Annotated in this window: 24 protein-coding genes; 8 read left to right on the top strand and 16 right to left on the bottom strand. The window is 34.4% G+C overall.

Going from position 1 to position 24,666, the window contains the following annotated elements; genetic code table 11:
- Positions 1–81: 81 nt before the first annotated feature.
- The 5 genes from EHE21_RS08410 to EHE21_RS08390 all read right to left on the bottom strand — a co-directional run bounded on the left by EHE21_RS08410 (position 82) and on the right by EHE21_RS08390 (position 5,118).
- A complete protein-coding gene (locus EHE21_RS08410; protein ID WP_194952394.1) occupies positions 82–2,091 on the bottom strand; it encodes an alanine-zipper protein in 2,010 nt (669 codons plus the stop codon).
- 461 nt (positions 2,092–2,552) lie between these two features.
- Positions 2,553–3,092: an Ail/Lom family outer membrane beta-barrel protein gene (locus tag EHE21_RS08405; RefSeq protein ID WP_194952393.1), complete on the bottom strand. Its 540-nt coding sequence runs from the start codon at positions 3,090–3,092 to the stop codon at positions 2,553–2,555.
- 337 nt (positions 3,093–3,429) lie between these two features.
- Positions 3,430–3,966, bottom strand: coding sequence for an Ail/Lom family outer membrane beta-barrel protein (locus tag EHE21_RS08400; RefSeq protein ID WP_194952392.1), 537 nt, complete (start codon positions 3,964–3,966; stop codon positions 3,430–3,432).
- A 468-nt stretch (positions 3,967–4,434) separates the two neighbouring features.
- The gene (locus EHE21_RS08395) at positions 4,435–4,752 is read right to left on the bottom strand and encodes a hypothetical protein (RefSeq protein WP_228766751.1); all 318 of its coding nucleotides are present in this window, start codon (positions 4,750–4,752) and stop codon (positions 4,435–4,437) included.
- A gap of 63 nt (positions 4,753–4,815) precedes the next feature.
- A complete protein-coding gene (locus EHE21_RS08390) occupies positions 4,816–5,118 on the bottom strand; it encodes a putative quinol monooxygenase (RefSeq protein WP_088495723.1) in 303 nt (100 codons plus the stop codon).
- A 414-nt stretch (positions 5,119–5,532) separates the two neighbouring features.
- Between EHE21_RS08390 and leuE the strand changes: the two genes are divergently transcribed.
- Together leuE and EHE21_RS08380 are read left to right on the top strand one after the other, a co-directional pair.
- Positions 5,533–6,123 carry a leucine efflux protein LeuE gene (leuE, locus tag EHE21_RS08385; RefSeq protein ID WP_228766777.1) on the top strand — a complete coding sequence of 197 codons (591 nt, stop codon included), beginning with the start codon at positions 5,533–5,535 and terminating at the stop codon, positions 6,121–6,123.
- 270 nt (positions 6,124–6,393) lie between these two features.
- On the top strand, positions 6,394–6,942 hold the full coding sequence (locus EHE21_RS08380) for a 4Fe-4S dicluster domain-containing protein (protein WP_194952390.1): 549 nt from the start codon (positions 6,394–6,396) through the stop codon (positions 6,940–6,942).
- A 110-nt stretch (positions 6,943–7,052) separates the two neighbouring features.
- On the opposite strand, the gene EHE21_RS08375 is transcribed toward EHE21_RS08380, so the two are convergent.
- On the bottom strand, positions 7,053–7,583 hold the full coding sequence (locus EHE21_RS08375; RefSeq protein ID WP_194952389.1) for a hypothetical protein: 531 nt from the start codon (positions 7,581–7,583) through the stop codon (positions 7,053–7,055).
- Between the two features lie 318 nt (positions 7,584–7,901).
- Between EHE21_RS08375 and ttcA the strand changes: the two genes are divergently transcribed.
- The gene (gene ttcA, locus EHE21_RS08370) at positions 7,902–8,825 is read left to right on the top strand and encodes a tRNA 2-thiocytidine(32) synthetase TtcA (RefSeq protein ID WP_194952388.1); all 924 of its coding nucleotides are present in this window, start codon (positions 7,902–7,904) and stop codon (positions 8,823–8,825) included.
- Positions 8,826–9,132: 307 nt separating this feature from the next.
- On the opposite strand, the gene zntB is transcribed toward ttcA, so the two are convergent.
- Positions 9,133–10,116 carry a zinc transporter ZntB gene (gene zntB, locus EHE21_RS08365; RefSeq protein WP_194952387.1) on the bottom strand — a complete coding sequence of 328 codons (984 nt, stop codon included), beginning with the start codon at positions 10,114–10,116 and terminating at the stop codon, positions 9,133–9,135.
- A gap of 378 nt (positions 10,117–10,494) precedes the next feature.
- On the opposite strand from zntB, the gene EHE21_RS08360 reads away from it, so the two are divergent.
- A complete protein-coding gene (locus EHE21_RS08360) occupies positions 10,495–10,836 on the top strand; it encodes a DUF4377 domain-containing protein (RefSeq protein ID WP_088495727.1) in 342 nt (113 codons plus the stop codon).
- Positions 10,837–11,136: 300 nt separating this feature from the next.
- Positions 11,137–11,697 carry an Ail/Lom family outer membrane beta-barrel protein gene (locus EHE21_RS08355; protein ID WP_194952386.1) on the top strand — a complete coding sequence of 187 codons (561 nt, stop codon included), beginning with the start codon at positions 11,137–11,139 and terminating at the stop codon, positions 11,695–11,697.
- 595 nt (positions 11,698–12,292) lie between these two features.
- On the opposite strand, the gene EHE21_RS08350 is transcribed toward EHE21_RS08355, so the two are convergent.
- A complete protein-coding gene (locus EHE21_RS08350) occupies positions 12,293–13,912 on the bottom strand; it encodes a peptide ABC transporter substrate-binding protein (RefSeq protein WP_194952385.1) in 1,620 nt (539 codons plus the stop codon).
- A gap of 223 nt (positions 13,913–14,135) precedes the next feature.
- Here EHE21_RS08350 and tpx point away from each other — a divergent pair, with 223 nt between their 5' ends.
- Positions 14,136–14,639 carry a thiol peroxidase gene (gene tpx / locus EHE21_RS08345; protein WP_100158148.1) on the top strand — a complete coding sequence of 168 codons (504 nt, stop codon included), beginning with the start codon at positions 14,136–14,138 and terminating at the stop codon, positions 14,637–14,639.
- Between the two features lie 80 nt (positions 14,640–14,719).
- On the opposite strand, the gene tyrR is transcribed toward tpx, so the two are convergent.
- The 8 genes from tyrR to pspA all read right to left on the bottom strand — a co-directional run bounded on the left by tyrR (position 14,720) and on the right by pspA (position 21,478).
- Positions 14,720–16,285 (bottom strand): transcriptional regulator TyrR, encoded by a 1,566-nt coding sequence (gene tyrR, locus EHE21_RS08340; protein ID WP_194952384.1) that lies wholly within the window; start codon positions 16,283–16,285, stop codon positions 14,720–14,722.
- A gap of 153 nt (positions 16,286–16,438) precedes the next feature.
- Complete coding sequence (locus EHE21_RS08335; protein ID WP_228766750.1) at positions 16,439–16,858, bottom strand: hypothetical protein; 420 nt, start codon at positions 16,856–16,858, stop codon at positions 16,439–16,441.
- 540 nt (positions 16,859–17,398) lie between these two features.
- A complete protein-coding gene (locus tag EHE21_RS08330; RefSeq protein WP_194952383.1) occupies positions 17,399–18,442 on the bottom strand; it encodes a YcjF family protein in 1,044 nt (347 codons plus the stop codon).
- On the bottom strand, positions 18,439–19,833 hold the full coding sequence (locus EHE21_RS08325; protein ID WP_088495733.1) for a YcjX family protein: 1,395 nt from the start codon (positions 19,831–19,833) through the stop codon (positions 18,439–18,441). The genes EHE21_RS08330 and EHE21_RS08325 overlap by 4 nt, the downstream gene beginning before the upstream one ends.
- Positions 19,814–20,068 carry a peptide permease gene (locus EHE21_RS08320; protein ID WP_227719017.1) on the bottom strand — a complete coding sequence of 85 codons (255 nt, stop codon included), beginning with the start codon at positions 20,066–20,068 and terminating at the stop codon, positions 19,814–19,816. Before EHE21_RS08320 ends, EHE21_RS08325 begins: the two co-directional genes overlap by 20 nt.
- Before the next feature lie 118 nt (positions 20,069–20,186).
- On the bottom strand, positions 20,187–20,543 hold the full coding sequence (gene pspC / locus EHE21_RS08315) for an envelope stress response membrane protein PspC (RefSeq protein ID WP_088495734.1): 357 nt from the start codon (positions 20,541–20,543) through the stop codon (positions 20,187–20,189).
- Complete coding sequence (gene pspB, locus EHE21_RS08310) at positions 20,543–20,773, bottom strand: envelope stress response membrane protein PspB (RefSeq protein ID WP_069369279.1); 231 nt, start codon at positions 20,771–20,773, stop codon at positions 20,543–20,545. Before pspB ends, pspC begins: the two co-directional genes overlap by 1 nt.
- Before the next feature lie 36 nt (positions 20,774–20,809).
- A complete protein-coding gene (pspA, locus tag EHE21_RS08305; protein WP_072062534.1) occupies positions 20,810–21,478 on the bottom strand; it encodes a phage shock protein PspA in 669 nt (222 codons plus the stop codon).
- Between the two features lie 214 nt (positions 21,479–21,692).
- On the opposite strand from pspA, the gene pspF reads away from it, so the two are divergent.
- Both pspF and sapA read left to right on the top strand, forming a co-directional pair.
- Complete coding sequence (pspF, locus tag EHE21_RS08300; protein ID WP_194952382.1) at positions 21,693–22,688, top strand: phage shock protein operon transcriptional activator; 996 nt, start codon at positions 21,693–21,695, stop codon at positions 22,686–22,688.
- Between the two features lie 292 nt (positions 22,689–22,980).
- A complete protein-coding gene (sapA, locus tag EHE21_RS08295) occupies positions 22,981–24,666 on the top strand; it encodes an ABC transporter substrate-binding protein SapA (RefSeq protein WP_194952381.1) in 1,686 nt (561 codons plus the stop codon).

The raw sequence follows: 24,666 nt of genomic DNA, 5'->3' as shown, positions 1-24,666 counted from the left end.
GATAAGTATTTACATTCATATAAAATAAAAAAGGTTGGCAAATATCTCGCCAACCTTTTTTAATCAATGCATCAAGCTAAATTACCACTCAAAATTGACACCAGCTCCATACATTAAATCATTTGAATTTGATGTTGATGTCGAAACACTGGCTTTAGCTGCAATATTCTCGTTAAAACGATAACCGCTACCCACCGCTATCGCATTTTCAGAATTATATCCACCAATGGCTGCACTGACGTTAAACTTTCCTACACTATAAGGTTGGAATAAGTTAGCAGTTGCCGCTGACATAGCAAATCCACGTTTCATTTTATCATCAAAATCATTCATACGGCTTTCTAATCTATCAATACGGGCACTATTATGGTTCGCTAAATTCCATGCATTATTTGCAGTTTTGTTCGCAATATTTGCCGTGTTATTCGCGATATTAGCAGTATTATTTGCAATATTAGAAGTGTAGTACGCATTATTAGCCGTAGTATTTGCTGTATTAGCAATAGATTTCGCATCAACAGCCGTTTTGTTTGCATTATCAGCACTCACTTGTGCTTTATCTGCACTTGTTTGTGCCTTATTTGCACTATCTTGAGCTTTATTAGCGGTCGTTAGTGCCGTTCCTGCCGTTGTTTTAGCCTCATTTGCATTTGTTAATGCAGTATTAGCTGTCGTTTTTGCATCTGTTGAATTGGTTAACGCTGTATCCGCCGTGATCTTTACTTCATTTACGGTTGTTTTTAATTCAGTTACTGAAGTAAGCGCCGTATTAGCGGTGGTTTTTGCATCTGTTGCCGTTGTTAATGCTGTATCCGCGGTGACTTTCACTTCATTTACGGTTGTTTTTACTTCATTCACTGAAGTGAGCGCTGTATTGGCTGTATTTTTTGCATCCGTTGCCGTTGTTAACGCCGTAGTGGCTGTGGTTTTTGCATCCGTTGCTGTTGTTAACGCCGTATTCGCTGTATTTTTTGCATCCGTTGCTGTTGTTAACGCTGTATTGGCGGTGTTTTTTGCATCCGTTGCCGTTGTTAGTGCTGTATTGGCGGTGGTTTTTGCATCCGTTGCTGTTGTTAATGCTGTATTGGCGGTGGTTTTTGCATCCGTTGCTGTTGTTAACGCTGTATTGGCGGTGGTTTTAGCTTCATCAGCCGTTGCTTGTGCTGTTATTGCTTTAGTTTTAGCTTCATCCGCCGTTGCCTGAGCTGTAGTTGCTGTAGTTTTAGCTTCATCTGCGGTTGCTTTCGCATCAACTGCCGTGTCATTAACTGCTTTTAACTGAGCGATATTGACTGCATCTGTATCTTCAGCACCACCGGCAACATTGGTTATACGACGATAAGTGTCTCTTTCATCAAAATCTGAACTTGCTGCTTTTTGCCCTATTGATAGCTCACCAATATTTTGGCCAGCTCTATCGTCATCTTTCAAAAATAAAGCTTTGTTTTCAGACATTTTACCTGCAACTGAATTGGCGCCTAACGCAATCGAATCTTTAGCATCATTAACAACTCTTGCATCAGTACCAATGGCAACACTGTGGTTAATTAACCATCCACCACCGAATAGATCTTCTCCTTTACCAGCATTAGCATTACTACCAATACTTATGCCGCCATTGCTTTGTTTTGCAGCATCACCAATTGCTATACCACCTAAGCCATCTGAAACTGCCTTAGATCCAAAAGCAACAGAGCCTTCACCTTTAGCTACTGCTGCATTACCAAAAGCAATTGCAGGTGCGCCTTGTTGACCATTTCCATCGCTATCAGCATAGGCACTATTACCAATAGCAATATCAGAGTTATATTTTGCAACAGGAGGTTTAGGTCCATTTTTAGGTAAGAATTTATTGGGATTTTCGATCGGAATATCTCCATCATCCGCCGTATTACCAATAATAATTGAATTGTTATTTACTGAAGTATCGATAAAACCAGAGCCTATTTTGACTCCACCATATTGCTCAACAATAGGTGTCGATACACTTGCAGCAGACATTGGCATCTCAAGATCATCGTTATTATCTACTGGCGCTGCTTGTGCAAAAAAAGGTGCGAGGGCTAATACAATCAATGATTTTTTAAACATAGATAGAACCTCAATAGTTTAAGCGAAGCAGTTTTGAATATAGCGTGTGTAAATAAAAACTTTCGACTGAAGATAAATCACTAAAAGATAACTATTAGCTTTTTATAGTTAAAATCAGAAAAAGAATATCTATATTTTTATTCTTATTTGGAATAACAAAACAACCTGAAAGATATAAAAAATAAGTAAAGTCCACATAAACCAGATAATAAATTTAACTATAATAAAAAAACAGAGTTAACGATTACCTTGCAGATAATAAGAAATCAAAATTTAACTAAATAAAGTTTAATAAAATAGTATGAAGCAGATCACTAAAATGAAATTTAATATTAATAAGGTATTTTACATCATCTTATTTAGATAAAAACTCTATCATCTCACTTTAAAAATCTGACTTACTGAAAACAAAAAAGGCCACATAACGTGACCTTTTGAAAATATTATTTATTAGCTTAATACTAGAAACGGTAACCTACACCTAATACCCAAGTACCAAATTTCAGATCATCTAATTTTGAGTATTCATAAGATGCATCAATGGCTACGTTTGGAATTGGATTAATTTGTAAACCTAATCCATAACTTATAGATACTTTGTTTTCACGATGCTCTTCGTAAATGTCTTTATAATTAACATTAAAAACACTTGTACCGATTAAACCATACGCATTAATATACTCATTAAAGCGATAACTTGGTCCACCTGAAATTAAATAATAACTTACATCACTATGCTCTGTATTTTTACCATCCTCATCCTGGCAATTATATTTTTTATTATTATAAACAAACGAACCTATAATACCAAAGCCATTATCTATCTTGCGATCATACTTAATATTAAATCCTTTAGGATCTTCATCTACCTTATCACCATCTATTTTTACCTGACTTTGTGCATAACCTATGGACAATGTATTTTTCAATGTAGCAGATGCATTAAATGCCGTTATTGATAAGAAAATTGCTGCAATTGGTAACAATAATTTATTTTTCATTATATATCTCAATATTATCTTTAGTTAATAAAATGAGAAACAGCAAGAGAAAATAGTTTAAATTGCAATTAATTCAACACTATAAAAGTGCTGTTTCCACTTAGAATAATAAATCAAAGTGAAATTTAGATAAATAATTTAACTTTAATGAAAGAATAATAAAGAGAACTATTCAAATAAAGGCAAATAAATAAGATATTTATTTTAATAATAGAGTAAAAACAAATTTTAAAATCAAATAAAATGATTTATTTTAATATTATTTAATTTATATTTTAGAGAAAATAAAAAGGCCACATAGCGTGACCTTTTAAAACTATTAGTTATTAATTTAATATTAGAAACGGTAACCAACACCTAATACCCAAGTACCAAATTTTGCATTATCAAATTTTGAATATTCATAAGATGCATCAATTGCCACGTTTGGGATTGGATTAATTTGTAAACCTAATCCATAAGCCATAGATGTTTTGCTGTATTCGTCATTACCATAATAATATTTATCTTCTTGGCTAGCATGACCAAAACCAATCAAACCATAGGCACTAAAATAGTCATTAAAACGATAGCTAGGCCCAGCAGTTAATGAAACATAATCAATTTCAGTTGAACCAATTTTTCCCCAACGACTATAATAATTATAAGTTAATTTTGTGTACGTCAGTGATCCAATAACACCCCAATCATTATCAAACTCATGATTATATTTAAAGTTAATTCCTTTAGGATTATCGTCGATTTTATCATCACCCACTTTAATTGAGCTTTGAGCATAACCTACTGATAAAGTATTATCTAATGCTGCTTGTGCATTAAAAGAAAGTGTAGAAATAGCTAATAGTGAAGCTGAAATAAATAAATTACGATTCATCTTTATTCTCTATATAAAAGCAAAAGGATAGACAAATGGAACTAAATTAGAATTTAGCTCTCTTGTTAAATTGAGTGCTGCACTCAATAAAATTTATTTATAAATAATACGTTACTATTAATATTTTATAAAGAAAATCTTATGATTAAAGTTATAATTAAAACACCATTTCCCTCAACAACAAACTCACCTTATTTTTTGCTATTATTAAGGAAATATTAAGGCTATAACGTTATGAAAAAAAAAGACTGATCTTAATTTTTATCAATTTTAATTATATTTAAACCACTATTGTCGTTCTATTTACTCTTAATCATTAAGATAAAAAAATGCACTAAGTCAAATATACTTATCTTAGTCTATAAAATGTTAATGAATATTTAATCTAAAATTTAAAATAGTATAGAAATAAGTTATTTTATTAATTTTAATGCGTATAAAAAAACACTTATAAAGTGGTTTTCTCTTTTATCCATTATTAGCAAGTTGCATTTTTAACCAAAAACTTTGCTGACATAAATTAAAAAATTCTTTTCTACAAGGAGAAATAGTTTTGTTATTCGATTCGACAATTTCCCAAGTGATCCAATGCTCAGGACATTGAGCGTCATTATCATAGTGTTCTGTTTCTATCTCTTCTGTACATTTCAAGATGACACCATCAGGAAATAACCAAGTATGAGTTGCTCTGGTTATTTCTGTTAAGTTATCTAAAAAATTCTGGGTGCTTAAAATTTGATAGCTATCTTCTTGGTTTACAATTTGAGATATATACTTCGCTAACATCACCTTCTCTCTTGTTTTACTTCTTATTATCTAATGTACTCACCATAAATGAGCCAAGTTTTATTACTTTTGTTTTTCATCAAAAGCATCTGCCATAAGTAAAAATTTAGGCTCTGCTCTTGTATATGCATTAATCATAGGAACTAATCGCTGAAAATGTTCACTAGCACAATGCACATCAAGTGCAGCATGATCAGGCCACTGTTCAATAAAAACAAAGTGACCAGGATCTTTTTCATCAACATATAGATTGTAACTAATGCAAAGAGGCTCTTTCTTAGTCGCTTCAACAAGCTCACGATAAAGAGGTAAAACAATTTCTATCGCTTCTGTTTTAATAAAATCTTCAGCAATCACTTTTAACATCGCATTTCCCTTACCCTAATTGATCGACAAAATACTGTATAAAAACACAGATAAATATAGTCTAGTTAATTTAAGAGATCTACCGTCTTTACATAAAAAAAGCCATAATTTACCTTTGCAATATTTTATCTTTCTATTTGAAACCCTATCATTTTTTTAATCGTGAACCAATTTTGAAAACAAAGGCAAAACAGTTCAGTAATCTATTGAAGTGGTAAAGAAGTACTATTTGACCAGAAAGCAGTAAGCATCAAACATTTATCTTCTATATGAGTAAAAATATGCGTTTAAATAATGTGGATTCTCTTTATATAATAGCAATTCATTAAGTAATACAGAGAAAGTAAGATTGGGGGGGTTAACGTGTGGCTTGAACAATTTGGTGTACTCAATATCTGGACATACCTTGCAGGCATGTTTTTTATTATTCTTGTTCCTGGCCCCAATACACTCTATGTACTAAAAACAAGTGCATCAGGCGGTGTTCGCGATGGATATCGTGCCGCATTTGGTGTTTTCTTAGGTGATGCTATTTTAATTTTTCTCGCCTTTATTGGTGTTGCATCGGTAATAAAAGCCTCTCCTTTACTTTTTACTATTGTTCGTTTTTTAGGTGCTTTTTATCTTCTCTATTTGGGAATAAAAATTATCCATGCCACTTTTTTCTCCAAAAAAGTGCATTCAGAACAAACAACAACCGTACAGAAACACGTTTTTAGAAAAGCGCTTACATTAAGTATGACCAATCCTAAAGCGATTTTATTTTATATCTCATTTTTTGTGCAGTTTATCGATTTTAATTATGCACATACGGGATTATCTTATTTAATTCTCGCTTCCATGCTTGAAGCCTTTAGTTTTATCTATCTTTCTTTTCTGATATTTGGTGGTGTAGCCCTTGCTCGCTTTTTCGGCTCACGTAAAAATATCGCTAAACTAGGTAATGGTGTTATCGGGCTTTTCTTTATGGGATTTGCGACTAAATTAGCGACATTAACATCATAAGTTTTAATAACAGATACCAATTAAAGAAATGGCAATCTAAATAAGATTGCCGTTTTTCAGCTACGCTTATTTACATATATTTATAAAATTTTATTCTTATCATCTTATTAAATACTATTCATTCTCATTTGATTTCAGCTTAAAAAACTATTTTTTATTTTATTGTTATTATTTAACCTTATTTATTCGATATAAATTTGATTAATATTACTAAAACAAGTTGTTCATCGATATATTATAAAGTATATACCCCTATAAATAGGTATTGAGATGAATAGCCAAATTGTTATTGACTCTAAAAAATGTATTGGCTGTAAGACATGTGAAGTTGTTTGTTCAGTCGGTCATACATCAGAAAAAGATGGGAATGATTTTCTCAATAAAAAGAATTTTCATCCAAGGATCCGCATTATTAAATTAATGCATCAATTTACAGCTTCTGTTTGCCATCAATGTGAAGATGCACCTTGTGCCCAAGCTTGCCAGACAAAAGCATTAGTGCGTGGTGAAAACTTTGTCGAAACACACCCTGAAAATTGCATTGGGTGTAGAGCTTGTCTTTTAGCTTGCCCGTTTGGAGCCATTGAGCTTGAGAAAAAAGCGCATTCAGCACCCACTTCTTGTTTAGATCTTGGCCAGCAATTTCAAATTGATATCGTTAAATGTGATTTATGCAATCATAGAGAACAAGGCCCAGCTTGTGTTGAATTTTGTCCTCAAGATGCCTTAATTTTTGTCTCCGACAATGAATTGTCACAATTAACTGCTGAACGTAGAAAAAACTCTATTCTACGTGAACTACCAACGATGCCTTATTAAGGTTTATGCCTATAATAATCGCTGCGTGACACAAAAAATTTAATAGCCTTATTCAGATAAGGCTATTATTTTATTCATCACTGCAATAAATGATTATTTTTCAATACAAGCTATTCAAGAGTGCTAACTTCAATGTTTTTAAAAATAAAATCATTCAACGAAGAACACCATCCAACCAAAAGATAATTTGAAGCAGTTTTTGACTGATAATTAAGTACAGCTGTACTTAATAATTCAAAAACTTTTTCCACTTCCTGCTCAAGTTTAACTTGAAATACCATGATTTTATATTCTGAGTCTGCTTGAAGAAGTTTACTAAAATCATAATTAAAGTACTGATCAGATACTTCAATTTCCATTGCAAGAATAACTCGTTTTAAATTATGCTGACTATCGAACTCTCTCCATACGAAGTCATATAACCATTCTTTAGAATGAGTTTTATTACATGGTCGTGATTCATATTTTAAGCGCGTTCCTTCAGCACAAAACCTCTCTTTAATTGCTCTGTTCTTATCTGGGCTACGCCAAATTTCCTTTTTCCATTTGCTCTCATCACCTTTCATTCTAGCTTTATTCATTTTTTCTTTTACCGCATCCTCGCGGATTTCCTGAAACCATTGCTTAAAAAACTCAACCAAAATTTCCTCCAATTACACGATAATAAATTTTAACTAAGTATCAACCTGAACAATCATATACACTATTACTTCTTACTTTTTACCACCTTGAAAGCGCTTAACTGTAGTTATCTATATCGAAACCACCCTACCATCTGGTATCATTGTCGACTTATCAATTTTCTTGCCATAAATAACTTTGTTTTTCACACAACTTATCATTTGAGCCTATAAGATATTTTATTGATTTATCATGTTGTTAAGGTATCAAAACAGCGAAGAACAAAGCCTTGGTTAGCAAGTTACAGAATAATCAGCAACGATATAGAACCGTAAAAAATGAGCATCCCAAAAGAGCAGTATAATTTCAACAAACTACAAAAACGCTTACGCCGTGATGTTGGGCAAGCTATCGCTGACTTTAATATGATTGAAGATGGCGACAAAATCATGGTCTGCCTTTCTGGTGGTAAAGATAGCTACACGCTACTTTCTATCTTAATGAATCTGCAAAAAAGTGCGCCAATTAACTTTTCACTTATTGCAGTCAATTTAGACCAAAAACAACCCGGATTCCCTGAGCATATTTTACCTGAGTATTTAAATGAACTTGGTGTGGAATATAAAATTGTTGAAGAGAATACCTATGGGATCGTTAAAGATATTATTCCTGAAGGTAAAACAACCTGCTCTTTATGCTCACGTTTACGTCGTGGTATTTTATATCGCACAGCAACAGAAGTTGGTGCAACTAAAATTGCTTTAGGCCACCATCGTGATGATATTTTAGAAACATTATTTTTAAATATGTTCTATGGTGGCAAGCTTAAAGGTATGCCACCTAAATTAATGAGTGACGATGGCAAACAAATTGTTATTCGTCCTCTTGCTTATGCTCGTGAAAAAGATATTGAGCGTTTCGCACAAGCTAAACAATTCCCAATTATTCCATGCAATCTTTGTGGCTCACAACCTAACCTTCAGCGCCAAGTGATTAAAGAGATGCTAAGAGATTGGGATAAACGTTATCCTGGTCGTATTGAAACTATGTTTAGAGCAACACAAAATATTGTCCCTTCACATTTATGTGATACTCAATTATTTGATTTTGTGAATATCAAACATGGTGATGAAGTCATTAATGGTGGCGATTTAGCTTTTGATAAAGACGATATTCCAGCCGTTCCAGTGATGTTCCAAGAAGACGATGATGAACGTCCTGACTTTAGCCAAAATAAACTCGATATTGTTGAAGTGAAATAGTGCACTATCTCCTAAGCCTTGCATTCGGGGCTTAGGATTTTTATGACTAAATAATAGCCAATAATAAATTTAAGCAAAAAAAAACCGATGTTAAGAAACATCGGTGTAATAATGGTCAATTATTCTGTATTAAGAACTCAATATGAGAAAAACTACAATTATGGAGCACAACGTTCATCGCTCAACGTTGTATTCACCTGCGAGAGTTATAATGCCAGATGTTCTATTTTAAAAAATTGATATATCTCAAACAGGGTTAGAGAATTCTTTTTTAAATCCATTTAGTTACGATTAATTTGCTGAAAATTTACAACCATCTACTACGCTTTAACCACCAAGTAACAATCACAATCAAAACAAAGAGAGATAAACAGAAGATGGTAAAACCATAAGGAAATTCATTTCCGGGTATTCCACCTAAATTGACACCAAATAGCCCTGTTAAAAATGTTGTTGGTAAAAATAACATCGCCATTAGTGACATAGTATAAGTACGTCTATTCATCGCATCAGCCATCATTGATGTTATTTCATCAGCAATCACTGCCGTGCGAGAAATACTACTGTCCAAATCCTCTAAACGTCGAGAAAGTCTTTCTGAGATTTCCAACATCGTGACTCTATCACTATCACTCATCCACGGTAGTTTTTCGATAGAAAGTCTCGAAAATACATCTCGTTGCGGAGCCATATAGCGACGTAAAACAATCAATTGTTTTCTTAATAATGCGAGTTCACCTCTTGCGGGTATTTGTTGTTCGAGGATCATATCTTCCAATTCAATTAATTGGTCATGTAAAGTCTCAACAAATTCGCCTATTTCATCGGTCACAGCATCAGCCATAGTAATTAGCCAATCACCACTATTTTCAGGCCCATTACCCAGTTCTAAAGTATGAATAACAGAATCCACCGAATTAACTTGGCGGTGACGGCTTGAAACGATCGTTTGACTGTTAATATAAATTCTAAAAGCAACAAGCTCATCAGGTCTATCATTAGGATTATTATTAATTGTTTGCAAATTGATAATGATACCTTCACCAATACGTTGTGCTTTTGGTCTGACGTTCTCTGCAAGCAATATATCTTTAGCAATAGGTGGAAGTAATTCTGTCTCTTGTATCCATTGAGCACTTTGTGGTTTGCGATAATCTAAATGCACCCAATATGGGTTTTCATTTGTTGCAACAGTCTCCGTTGTGATTTCTGTTGCTCCTCCATGCCCATCAAGTTGTGCTGTATAAATAGCATCTGCATCTTGTATAACAGAGTCATTAACTGTTTTCACTTAGCTTCCTCCATAACTTTTGCTTTAAAGGCAATACTTGAATTCAATGCTCAACTGTCAAATATGATTAGTCTACCTTCATTTTATAACGCTCTATTTTGAACTGTTATTCTATCCTTTTTTTCTAGTTAGCTGTATATCAACGCTACTTTTGTTTAATTCATCCCAAACTTCTATTTATCTTTATCACTTTAGGATTATTACACTAAATTGGATACTAATAGTTACGTTAGGATATTAACACCTAGAATAACAACAGGTAACTTATTTTATTTATAGGAAAAAAGTTACCTGTTGTAATTTATAATAATTATCTGTCTGGTGTATACTAAATATTCTTTAATACATTTATTGCACCCTAAAAATAAGGTCATCAATATGAAAAAATTTATCGCTATTCCTTTATTTTTACTTTTGGCTGGATGCAATGACGCAACTTCAACTGAAAGTGCAAATACAACTCCGTCTACAGGGACAACAAAAACGCTTCTAGTGGATTCACAACTATATGATTGTGTTGGTGTCGCACCAATGAAGTGTATGAAGGTAAAAGAGTTACCTTCAGGCGAATGGTCTCTGTTCTATCAAAACATTGATGGTTTTGAATATAAAGCAGGCACTGAATACACATTGAAAGTTAATGTTACAGATATTCCTAATCCTCCAGCAGATGCACCAAGTGTGAAATATACACTGATTGAAGTTGTAGATAAGAAATAGAAAGTCACGCCAAAATCTAGCTCACAATAGGTATTAAAACTTATTGTGAGTATTTTCACCTATTACGCTCAATTTCCACTCCCTTTTATTTAAATAATGACCTCTCATTACACCATCATCTAAAATAATTAATAAAATTTATATTAATTAATTATTAGCTATTTATAGTAGTTTTATTTTTATTGGGTTTAAGAATAAGCATGCGAACTTTTTTTAAGAGTAATTTCAATCAATTAATATTGAAATCAACATTTATTTTACTAAAAATAACGTTCTACACATCAACATAGAAACTCTACAATGAATAAATTAGCCCTTATTTTAATTACCTTAGCTTTATCTTACTCTTCTACATTACATGCCTATGATAAAACACACACCCTCTCTGCTGGTTATATTTACGGCAAAATAAAAGGCGACACCGCAAAAGGAGAGATAATCAGTTATCGATATGAAACAGAAAATACTTGGGGAATATTAATTTCCCTACTGCATTTAAACACAGATCGTAAAGAATATTTTATTGATCCTCGTTTTACCACACCGTCAACAATAAAATACCGAACAAAAACCACAGGTCTATTAATCGGCCCAACTTATAGAATAACACCTGAAATTTCTATTTACGCCCAAATGGGGCCTAATAAATTAAAGTATCAGGAAGACAAATCTCATTCTGAAATAAATACAACAGATACTCATATCGTTAATACAACAAGTGTCATTGGTCAAATTGGCATCGATTATAATCCTGTTAAGAATATTTCGTTTAGTTTGGGTTATCTTTACTCTGATACCACGGCAAATAAACGTCATCTTGAATTAAGTGCTTTACAATTATCTCTAGGATTCCGTTTTTAAACGACTTTCTAATAACCATTGATAATCTATGATTTTATTTAACAATAAAGAAAAGCGAATAGATAGATCTACGTTTAAAGCACTCAAATACCATGATAAATATATTAGTTTTTATTATGATTAAGCATTTATATCTATAAATAAAACAAGACATAATATTTAACATCAAGCACATTGCACAATTGGTCAAAACAATACCATAAAAATGTATTAACATATCACTTGCAATGTTTATTCCTTTTGAGTCTCCTTCTGTTTTTATAACAGAGGGATTTTTTTTGTTATAAATATTTTATTAATCACTGTAACAGTTAGATACAATAAAAAGCGTGCAAAGAAAGCCTTAAAAATATAATTTATATCCGGACGATAAGTCATCCTGCTTTATTTTGCTACGCCCCTTTTTCTAAAGGGGTTCTTTTTTATTTATACTCTCTTCTATTTTTTAGACCTCTTTAGTTTTCTTCTTATTGATACATATCAACGTATAAATCATAATTTCTTTACATTTTCTATTTGTAACTAAAATAAAAAATGCCCCAAAGTAGATTTTAACTTTGAGGCATAATTTTAAGGTTTTAATTTAGCTTCTACCTTAATGCTTCAGAATATAAAGCGTATGGCTATATGCAACATCTTCTGGATTTTTAATTGGATAACCTTTTAGCCAAGGCTTTATTAATCGTCCATTTGTATATTGATAAATAGGTGCTATTGGTGCATCTTCAGCAATTATTTGCTCAGCACGGTTATACAAACTATTCCTCTCATTTGCATCAATAGCCATACCAGACAAGGTTAACACTTCATCATATTGCTTATTCTGATATTTAGGGATATTACCAGTATGTTTAGAACCTAATAAGCTTAAAAAAGTAGAAGGCTCATTATAGTCACCAATCCATGATGCCCTTATAACATCAAAATCCCCCGAATTTCGGCTATCAATATATGTTTTCCATTCCTGATTACGTAATTCGACTTTTACTCCTAACTTTTTCTTCCACATAGAAGCAACTGCAATAGCAATTTTCTGATGATTCTCTGAATTATTGTATAGTAATGAGAGTGTTAATGGATTATGAGGGCCATATCCAGCAGCCGCTAACAAGATCTTAGCCTGACTGTCTAATTCATCTTGATTGTATTCATCATAAATTGTAGGTTCTGGGGTAAAGCCTGCCGTTACATCAGGTGTAAAACGGTTTGCTGATTTCTCCCCTGTTCCTAATACTTTATCAGTGATAATTTTTCTATCTATCGCCATCGCTAACGCTTTACGTACACGAATATCTTTTGTTGGCCCTGATTGAGTATTAAAAGCATAATAATAAGTCCCCAACTGGTCAGGAATATAAACCTCATTAGGAATATCTTTCATTAATTTATGATATAAATTTTTCGGGAATGACTCTGTAATATCAATATCACCGGCTAAATAACGTTTAGTCGCATGTGATTCATGATTAATAGGCACAAAAGTAACTTTAGTCAATACTGTATTTTTATGATCCCAATAATAAGGATTTGGCGTTAATACAATCTTCTCGTTAACCACTCTGTCTTTTAAAACAAAAGCCCCATTTCCCACTAAATTACCAACTTTAACCCACTCAGCACCATATTTTTCAATACTATGATGAGGTACAGGATATAACGAAAAATTAGTCGCTAAATTTGGAAAATAAGAAACTGGGCGTTCTAACGTGACTTTTAGTGTTTTTTCATCAATCGCTTCTACACCTAATGATGTTGGTTTTAATTTTCCATCAATAATCTTTTGTGCATTTTCAATCGATGCAAGTGATGCATACCATGCAAAAGGTGAAAGGTTTTTAGGATCAACTAACCTTTGCCAACTATAGACAAAATCTGTTGCTGTTACCTTTTCACCATTGGACCATTTCGCATTATCACGTAAAGTGAAGATCCACACGCGATTATCTTCTGTGCGCCAACTTTGAGCAACTCCCGGAATCGGGCGTCCATACTCATCTTCTATCGTCAACCCTTCAAACAAATCACGTTGCACTTGAGCTTCTGTTAACCCTACTGCATTAATAGGATCGAGTGATGCAGGTTCATCTTTTAAATGTCGAACCACTTCTTGTTTTTTATCGAGTATCGTTCCTGCGGGGACTACTGCCGCATTTACCTGCGATGTGAGTAATCCTTGAACGACAAGTGCACATGAGATGACGAATATTTTGCGCATGTCTGTTTCGTCCTGTAATCTGTATGAGAATGAACTGCACAATTATAAGAGCCTGATAAAAAGGCACAATCACTGATTACAAATATTTTATAAATTTTTATGTTTTTAGTGGTGACTATGCCAATAGTGGCAAATTTTAATAATGGTTAAGCATTAACGAGAATTATCGTTAATAATGAGTATTAATAACAGTTAGTCTGACAACTAATAAAGGAGAACAACAATGGCACATCAAGTTACTTTACAAGGAAATGCAGTGGCACTAGCGGGTAATTTCCCAGCAGTAGGCCAAAAAGCTGCAGATTTCTCTCTTGTTGGTAAAGATCTTAATGATGTTTCTTTAGCGAATTTTGCAGGTAAACGTAAAGTTCTAAACATTTTCCCAAGTGTAGATACTGGTGTTTGTGCTGCAAGTGTTCGCCAATTTAATAAAGTTGCAAATGAATTAAATAACACCGTTGTTTTATGCATTTCAGCTGATTTACCTTTTGCTCAAGCGCGTTTTTGTGGTGCTGAAGGCTTAGACAACGTTGTGACATTATCTACAATGCGTGGTGCTGAATTCAAAGAAAACTACGGTGTTGCAATTGCATCAGGCCCATTAGCTGGCTTAACGAGCCGTGCAGTGATTGTTTTAGATGAAAATAACACTGTTATCTACACCCAGTTGGTTGATGAAATCACAACTGAGCCAAATTATGATGATGCATTAAAAGCATTGAAGTAATATTAATAAAAAAATAGACGAGCATTATGCTCGTCTATTTTTATTATGCACAAAATCTTATTACTCATCTTACTACTCAATTAATCTTCAGACTTCTCACTCTTTTTATTCGTAAGATTATATTCTCTTAGCTTATTCGCAATAGCAGTATGAGAAATACCTAAGCGTTTTGCTAATTTACGTGTACTTGGATAATCACGGTATAAACGCGTTAAAATAGAGGCTTCAAAGCGTTTTGTCATTTCATCTAACGAGCCTTCTAATAAGTTCTCATCAAATAATGTCTCATCCGTATGCTCAGGTAACGTAATATCTTGAACACGCAATGTATTCCCGACTAACTGTGCCATTGCTTGGTAAACAGTATTCCGTAATTGACGAATATTACCCGGCCAAGAATATTGCATTAAATAATTTGAGAAATCGGTAGAAATGGACGGCACACCCATTTTTTGATCTTGGCAGTACTGATTAATAAAATGAGTTACCAACGGAATTATATCGTCCTTTCTTTCTCTTAATGGCGGTAATGTCAGTGTTAATACGTTCAAACGGTAATAGAGATCTTCTCTAAATAATCCCTTTTGCACTAATTCCCACAAGTTTTTCTGAGTAGCACAAATAATTCTCACATCGACATTAACTTCTTCTTCTTCGCCCACTCTGCGGAACGTTCCGTCATTTAAAAAACGTAGAAGTTTGATCTGCATTTGCGGTGACATTTCACCGATTTCATCAAGTAAAACAGTGCCACCATTGGCTTGCTCAAAAAAGCCCTTTTTTCCTTCAATAGCATTAGGATAAGCGCCCGCTGCATAGCCAAATAGCTCACTTTCAACAACATCATCAGGCATTGATGCGCAATTTAACCCAAGAAATGGATACCTTAAACGGTTACTTAGTAAATGGCAGGCTTTTGCTAATAAATCCTTTCCTGTACCCGTTTCACCCACTAATAATAATGGATCATTCATTATCGCCATTTTCTTTGCACGGGTAATAAGCTGCTTCATTTTAGGCGTTACAGCAATTATTTGGTCAAAGCCACTTTGATCATTAGCTACTAATTTAGGGTGATCATAAATAATTTCATGGTACTTCAGTAAAACAAAAGCCCCAACACAATGATTATATTGGTTATCGTCTGTAAGTTTAATTGGGACTATTTCCATTTCAAAATTCTGTTTTTTCACAGTAATAGGCACCATTTGAATAAAGTGCTCTTTTTGTTCTAAAAAACGATGAATATTAAAATTAGGGATAAACTGGTTAAATGTTTTCTCAGAATGGTCATCTGGAGATAAACCAAAAAGCTGTCTCGTCGCAGGGTTAAGTAACTTAACTTTACCTTTGGTATCAATAGAAAAAACAGGAACAGGGACAGATTCTAATAATGTCCAAATTGCACGATGTTCTTGCTCTGATGGCATAAATGCAACAGTACGCACATCAATAACACCATTTATTCGACGTATTTCTGCCATCAATGGTTGAAAAATATCAAAATCAATCTGTGAAAAATTCAGGTAAATAAGACCTATTGGGAATATTTCAATTCCACGCAAATCAATATTTTTTAATACCAGCAGATCTAATAATTCACGGGTTAACCCGATGCGATCTTCACAAGTGACCTCTAAACGCATTATAAACCTTCTTAATACTGAGTGACCCTGAACTAATTCTAGATATTATACATAAATATCAACGAAATAAAGGGGCTTGTCAGCAAAGGTTGACACTACTAGCATTTATTTTTACACAACTAAATTAATCTCCTGATTTTTAACCAAGATTATTTATGCTTTAAAAAAGCCGAATAACGAAAATGAAGAGGGTTTTATTATTTTTTTTAGTTCAAAATCGATAAGATATTCGACATCCTTTACTAAAGGGCTTAGTTCTCGACGGATCACCTTTTTGATAGTTTTACATCCATTATCAAAACAAAAAAGGAGATACTCTAATGCATTTATTGCCTTTTCTTTCTTATCCGACTCAGTCAGATATTCAAAAAATTGGGATGTCTCTTTTATTTGAAATGACTTAGATTGCTTTTGGCATTGTCTCTTTTTAATCTCGCTAATCGTCTCACTAAGAATAGGGATTAAAATGCTGAGTTGATTATCGATATTTGAGACATTAAATGCCGAACTCAAATAGAGCTGACGTCTTTGTTTAGAGAGTTTCTTTATTGCTGACATTTGTATTTCATTCATATTATTTTAACCTAGTTAGAAGGATTATTTATTAACCACTTTTCTATTTTTTATAAATAAAAAATCTCTCTATTTATTAAATAGCAAATCGCTTACAAATTAGACATTTGAAAATATATTGAGAAAATAGCTCTGTGGTACGTTTTTGCGGTGATATTTAACGCTATTTATCATACTAAACTCAATACTATTTTCTTTCAAAAAAGGAATATTATGATTAAAATTACAAACATTTCACTATAGAAGCACACATTAACCTTTAAATACAATTAGTTATAAACCATCCTTCCCCAATAAGAACTTACTCTTTTTTAAATTTTTTTATCACAATAGTTTCTTGTTAAAACAATAATCCTATTACCAATAAAATAACAAAAACACTTTATGTTATTTAATGCCTTATTTTAAAATAATATCTTATTACTTCCTTCATTATGGTTATTTTATATAAATAACACTTTTGCCAATTTTTATACAAAAAAACCGCAGAAAGGCTTCTACGGTTTTTATTTAAAATGACTAAAAGGTGAAAATAATAATTTATTCCTTTTTCTTACCACCCATTGTAGTTTTTAATTTTCCTATTAGCTCTTTTCTAAAATCGCCTAACCTAGGTTTATTATCATCAATCCACGGTAAAGGACGGCATAACTCCATTGCTTTTATTCCTAAGCGTGCCGTTAATAAACCGGCTCCAATACCTTGAGCTGCTCTTGTTGATAATCGAGCTGCAAGATCTTGTGAAAGCCAGTCCATTCCGACTTCTCTAACCAATTCTGTCGCACCCGCAAATGCAATATTAACCAGAACAAGGCGAAAGAGTTTTAAACGACTATAGTAGCCTAATTCGATACCGTAAATTTCTGCTATGCGATTAATTAAACGAATATTACGCCAACCAATAAAGGCCATATCAACCATCGCCAGCGGACTAACCGCGATCATTAAGGTTGATTCAGCGGCAGAACGGCTAATTTCGGCTCTTGCTTGTTTATCTAAAATAGGTTGAACAAGTTGGCTATAAAGTTCTAATACCTCTTTATCATTATGTGTGTCATGTAATGCACTTTGCCAACGAATTAATGCCGGATGTTGAGAGCCAATACCCGCTTGTTTAGCGAGTTTTTCGCAAAATGGTCGGCCGTTCCCCATCGCATGGCTATAAAGTAATTCTTTTGCTTTATCTCTTTCATCTGCGCGTTGTCGTAAACGATAAATACGGCGCCACTCTGTTATAACTGATCCAATACCCGCAACAACAATTAACCCACCAGCACTGGCTGCGCCCAACGCAATCCAGTCAGAATTTATCCATGAGTCATAAATCCACTGTCCAGTTTGAGCAATAACACTAATCCCTAAAATGGTACTCGCAATCGTTAATAACCGTTTCCAAACACTTTTTTTCGGTTTTAAAATTGATTGGACATCACCTTCTAATTGCCCTTCATTCTCTTCATCTAATTGAGGATCAATAGGCAAAAATTGCTCATTTTCATTAAAGCCAACACCTTTTTTCAAGATGACTTCTTCTTGAAGTATGGGCTCTTTAAAATCAATTCGCGATTTTAATGGCTCATTCATTTTAATTTATCCCCTAATAAAAACTCCATTGCACTATCCATACGGATATGAGGAACCGCACTATCTCTTGATATTTGCTGTGGTCTAAAAGATTCGAAACTAAAACCTTGTTTTTCCCAAAATGCTTTTTCAGGTAATCGCTTAGGAACCTCACCAGGGAAATACACCAACGGTTTGTTATCGCTTAAACGGAAACCTTTTAATGCTGGAATTTTTTCACCATGATGATCAACAATCCCACTTTCAGTCGCTGCAATAGAAGCAAGCCCCATGCAATCAATGCTGATCCCTTCAAAAATAGCATTTTGTTTAGCATCTTGAATAAGCTGCTGGAGCAATGACACTAAATTTTCATGTTGATCAACTGTGATATGGTCAGCTTTTGTGGCTGCAAATAAAAGTTTGTCGATACAAGGTGAAAATAAACGTCTAAGTAAGGTTCTTTTTCCATAATGAAAACTGCGCATTAATTGTGTTAATGCTTGGCGCATATCATTAAAAACATCTGCGCCTTGATTTAAAGGTTGTAGGCAATCAACCAAGACAATTTGTCTATCAAATCCTTGGAAATGATCGCGATAAAAGCCTTTTACCACATGCTGTCCGTAATATTCATAACGCTGTTTTAGCATACCAATATTAGTACGCTTATCAGCGTTCTTTAATTTAGCGATATCGTATTTTTGTAAATCAGCCCAAGGGAAAAACTGCAAAACAGGGGCTCCCGCTAATTCACCCGGCAATACAAAACGTCCTGGTTGAATAAAATGAAGCCCTTCTTTTTTACATGCTAATAAATAGTCAGTGTAAGCAGAGGCAATATCGGCTAATAACGTTTCATCAGCTGGCGCAAAGGGATCACACTTTTTAAGAAGTAATTGCCAATTTTGTTCTGGTGATGTTCTTTGGCGATTAACCTTATTTATTTGCTCTGACCATTCAAAATAGTCTTGTTCGAGCATAGGTAAATCTAATAACCACTCACCGGGATAATCAACAATTTCTAAATAAAGTGAAGATGTCTCTTTTATAAAACGTGTTAAAGATTCATTAGAACGATAGCGAAGCTGTAAACGAATTTCGCTAACCCCTTTAGTAGGAACAGGCCAACTTGGCGGCGTATGATAAAGTGACTCCATTCCTTCATCATAAGTAAAACGAGGAATATTTAAATTATGTTGAGGAATACGTTTTACACCTAGTAGTTGCTTATTTCGTGCTGCTGAAAATAGCGGTAAACGCGCCCCTGTGTGCACATTAATAAGTTGATTAACTAATGAGGTAATAAATGCTGTTTTACCACTTCGGCTTAATCCAGTTACGGCTAAACGAAGATGTCTATCAACACCGCGATTAATAAAAGCTGTAAGTTCATTTTGTAGGCGTTTCATGTTTCTCCCAAGACACTTGACGCGATAGCTTATTAAAGCCTGCTTTGATAATAGGTTCAGCTATCAATAGAACCAGCCAACGTAACGGTTTGCTACTTACTCGTTTTAATATACCGCCTGTGATTGCTGCTGGCCCAAATAAAGTGAATAACATTAACCCAAATGTTAACCCTTTTTTGGCTAATTGGGCGAGTTTATTTGTTTTTAAGGAAATAAATACTTGATTGGAATTCACAATATGCTCCTCAATCAGAAATTTTACTCTCTCACAATACAAGCGTTGAAAAGATAAACAGATTGAAAGAAAGACGCTCCTAAAATGGAGCGTCTTATCAGATTAAATGGCAAAAATATTACAAATCTCGAAAGCGTTTATTTAACTGATAAGTAGAAGAGGTAATATAACGTTCCATTTGTTGTAAACGTTTTTCACCTTGCATCAATTGATTATCTACTCCGCTTAGAATTTCTTTTAAGCTCTCTTGCTGATCTTCACCTTGCAGGTAATTAGCAGGAGCAGGCTCCATAAAGAAACTTAAGACAAGATAAGCAATAATAGTTAAACCAAAAAAGCCAGCAAACAGCGCAATCACCGCAATAACCCTGACAAGTAAAACAGGAATATTAAAATAATGGGCTAGGCCTGCGCATACGCCACGGATCACGCCCTCTTGTGGCAAGCGATACAATTGTTTGCTCTGCATCGTCATTATGATTGCCTCCAGTTAGGATGTTCTGCATCAAGTATTTGTTCTAATGTCTTAATGCGCTCCTGCATTTGCTGAGCCTTATCCACCAGCGCGCTCAGTCGCTGCATTTCTTGTTGGGTTAGCTGAACATTGCCTCCACCTTTCTGGCTGTTGTAATGCAACCACAGCCAAATAGGGAGAATAAACAAAATAAAAATGGTCAGTGGTATTCCCAGAAATATATAGCCCATTACATATCCTTTATAAGATGGTTATTACGCTTGCTGTTACTCTTTGTTGATATTGATTTTAGCTTTTAATGCCGCTAATTGCGCGCTAATTTCGTCATCAGCTTTTAATTCAGCAAACTGTTGGTCTAATGATTTCTCTTTACCTAACCCGTAACTTTGAGCTTCACCTTCCATATGATCAATACGGCGTTCAAACTGCTCAAAACGCGCCATTGCTGCATCCATTTTGCCACTGTCTAATTGACGACGAACTTGGCGAGATGAGTTTGCTGCTTGATGACGCACAACTAAAGACTGCTGTTTTGCGCGTGTTTCAGTCAGTTTGTTTTCTAACTCGCTAATTTCACCTTTTAAACGCGTTAGCGTTTCATCAATAATAATTAGTTCGTGTTTCAATGTGTCATTAACTGATGCTACACGTTGTTTTTCGATTAATGCCGCACGAGCTAAATCTTCTTTTTCCTTAATAAGAGCCAACTCTGCTTTATCCTGCCAATCTTTCATCTGTTTTTCAGCTTGTTCGATACGGCGTTCTAATCCTTTCTTTTCAGCTAAAGTACGTGCTGAAGTTGTACGGATCTCAACTAACATATCTTCCATTTCTTGGATCATTAAGCGGATCATTTTTTCAGGATCTTCCGCTTTATCTAATAAAGAAGCGATATTGGCATTAATAATGTCAGCAAAACGTGAAAATATACCCATGATGTTATCCTTAATAGCTATGCTAATTAGTGACGTAAAGTTATTTCAATAATGGCGTACTCTCGTAACGCCTGCATACTTTAGTTAATACAATTTGCGTGCCAACTTTTAGAATTCACTTAACCTATTAATAATTGGTGATTTATATTATTCGCCTATTTTTCGAACACCTGATAGACTGGCAAAAAATACCTCAATATGGTGAATTTAACCAATGAATGAGAATTTAGAGACAATAATCGGTATTGATAGTCAATTTATTGATGTATTAGAACAAACCTCAGCGCTTGCTCAATTAAAAAAGCCTGTATTAATTATTGGTGAAAGAGGTACAGGTAAAGAGTTGATCGCTCATCGATTACACTACCTTGCTCCTTGGTGGCAAGGGCCTTTTATTTCAATCAACTGCTCTGCACTTAATGATAATTTACTTGATTCTGAACTGTTTGGTCATGAAGCAGGTGCTTTTACGGGCGCTAAAAATCGTCATCAAGGGCGCTTTGAACGTGCCGATGGAGGTTCTCTTTTTCTTGATGAACTGGCGACAGCCCCCATGCTTGTACAAGAAAAGCTCTTACGCGTTATTGAGTATGGTCATTTAGAGCGTGTTGGAGGCAGTCAATCTCTACATGTTGATGTGAGGCTTATATGCGCGACAAATGCCGATTTACCCGCAATGGCGGAAGAAGGTAAATTTCGTGCTGATTTACTTGATAGGTTAGCGTTTGATGTGATTAGGCTTCCACCATTAAGAGAACGGCGTGCCGATATTATGTTGCTTGCTGAAAATTTCGCTATCTCAATGTGCCAAGAGTTAGGTTTACCCTTCTTTCCTGGTTTTAGTGATAGTGCGCGCCAAGTGCTTTTAGATTATTCGTGGCCCGGTAATATTCGTGAGCTAAAAAATGTTGTTGAGCGCTCAGTTTATCGTCATGGAACCAGTGATAGTGTACTTAATAATATTATTATTGATCCCTTTGCTGGCCTTCAAACACCCAAAACGCCCATATTAAAAAAATCATCTAAAGAAAATTTTTCAATACCTACATTACCGTTGGATTTACGCCAATGGCAAAATGATATAGAAAAAAAATTAGTTAATGATGCATTAAAAGAGAGTTTATATAACCAGAAAGAGGCTGCTGAAAAGTTATCACTAAGCTACGATCAATTTAGAGGGCTAATTAAAAAACATCAAATAATAACTTAATATATTGATAAATTTAGTTTTTTAATCGCTAGAGAATTTTGTAAACAATAGACAAAAAAAAAGCCAGCACCCGAGCTGGCTAGTAAAAAAATACTGGAAGCAATGTGAGCAATGTCGTGCCCTCTGCGGAAAACCTCTTACCGCCGAAGGACAATACGGATGATAATCTTTATCATTAGCATTTGTAAAGCATTTTATTGAGAATTTTTCTCACTTTGTTTTTTTGACTATTTGGGGATAGAAAGTTTTTTAAGTTACAATAGCAAAATCGTTTCTCTAAAAGACATTATTTATGCGCCCTATTTTATTTATTGGTACTTTGCTACTCACCTTTACAAGTGCAACTTGTATCGCGGATGTAGCACCCAAAACACAAGCGCCATCTATAACGCTTGAGCCAACTCCAATTAATCAAAATGGCTTTGTTTATTGTGTTGATGGCAGTGTAAATACCTTTAATCCACAATTATCAAGTAGTGGATTAATTATTGATCCTCTGGCTGCACAGCTTTATGACCGTCTTTTAGATGTTGACCCTTACACTTATCGCTTGATCCCTGAAATCGCAGCTCGATGGGAAACATTAGATAATGGCGCAACCTACCGCTTTTATTTACGTAAAAATGTCTCTTTTCAACAAACATCTTGGTTTACACCAACACGAAAACTTACCGCTGATGATGTTATTTTTAGTTTTGAAAGGATGATTAATCCACAAAACCCTTTCAATCAAGTTAATGGCGGTAAATATCCCTATTTTGATAGCTTAAGTTTTGCCAATAATATCCAATCGATAAAAAGACTAGGCCAATACACAGTAGAATTTAGCTTAAAAGAGCCTGACGCCTCTTTTTTATGGCATTTAGCAACACATTACGCCCCTATTCTTTCTGCTGAATACGCACAGAATTTAGAAAAATCAGGCGATCAAACACTACTTGATTGGAAACCAGTAGGAACAGGCCCTTTCTTTCTAGATGAATATCAACCGGGGCAATTTGTTCGTTTATTTAGAAATAAAGATTACTGGAAAGGCCAACCAAAGATGCAACAGGTTGTTATTGATATGGGTGCAGGTGGTACAGGTCGTATATCTAAATTACTCACTGGTGAATGCGATGTTCTAGCCTATCCGGCAGCAAGCCAATTAAAAGTCTTACGTGACGATCCGCGACTAAGGTTAACCTTGCGTTCTGGTATGAATATCGCTTATTTAGCCTTTAACACCAGTAAACCACCACTCAATGATCTTAAAGTTCGTCAAGCTATTGCTTATGCCATTAACAATGAACGTTTAATGGAATCTATTTATTATGGTACAGCTGAAACAGCGGCATCCGTGCTCCCCCGCGCATCTTGGGCTTATGATAATCGAGCAAAAATTACAGAATATAACCCTGAGAAATCAAAACAAATTCTTAAAGAGTTAGGCCTTGATGGACTAAAACTAAATCTTTGGGTACCTAGCGCTTCACAATCTTATAACCCAAGTCCATTAAAGATGGCTGAACTTATTCAAGCAGACTTAGCGCAAGTCGGCATTCAAATGAATATTCGGCCTATTGAAGGTCGATACCAAGAAACGAGCATGATGGATCGCACCCATGATATGACTTTATCGGGTTGGTCAACTGACAGTAACGATCCCGATAGTTTTTTCCGTCCTCTTTTTAGCTGTGCGGCAATTGGTTCACAAACTAACTTGAGTCATTGGTGTTTACCTAGTTTTGATGATATTTTAAAAAAAGCGCTTTATAGTCAGCAACTTGCTTCAAGAATGGATTATTATCATGAAGCTCAGGATGTTCTTGCTCAAGAGTTACCGGTGTTACCTTTAGCTAACTCTTTACGTATGCAAGCATATCGTTATGATATTAAAGGGTTGGTATTAAGCACCTTTGGTAATGCGTCTTTTGCTGGTGTTTATCGAGAGGCAGAAGTAGACGAACAAAATCACAAGAAAGAGGCTATAAAATAA

Origin of the sequence: Proteus sp. GOKU, assembly GCF_015475555.1 — a bacterium.
GTDB lineage: Bacteria > Pseudomonadota > Gammaproteobacteria > Enterobacterales > Enterobacteriaceae > Proteus > Proteus mirabilis_B.
This window is presented reverse-complemented; position numbering and strand designations above follow the sequence as displayed.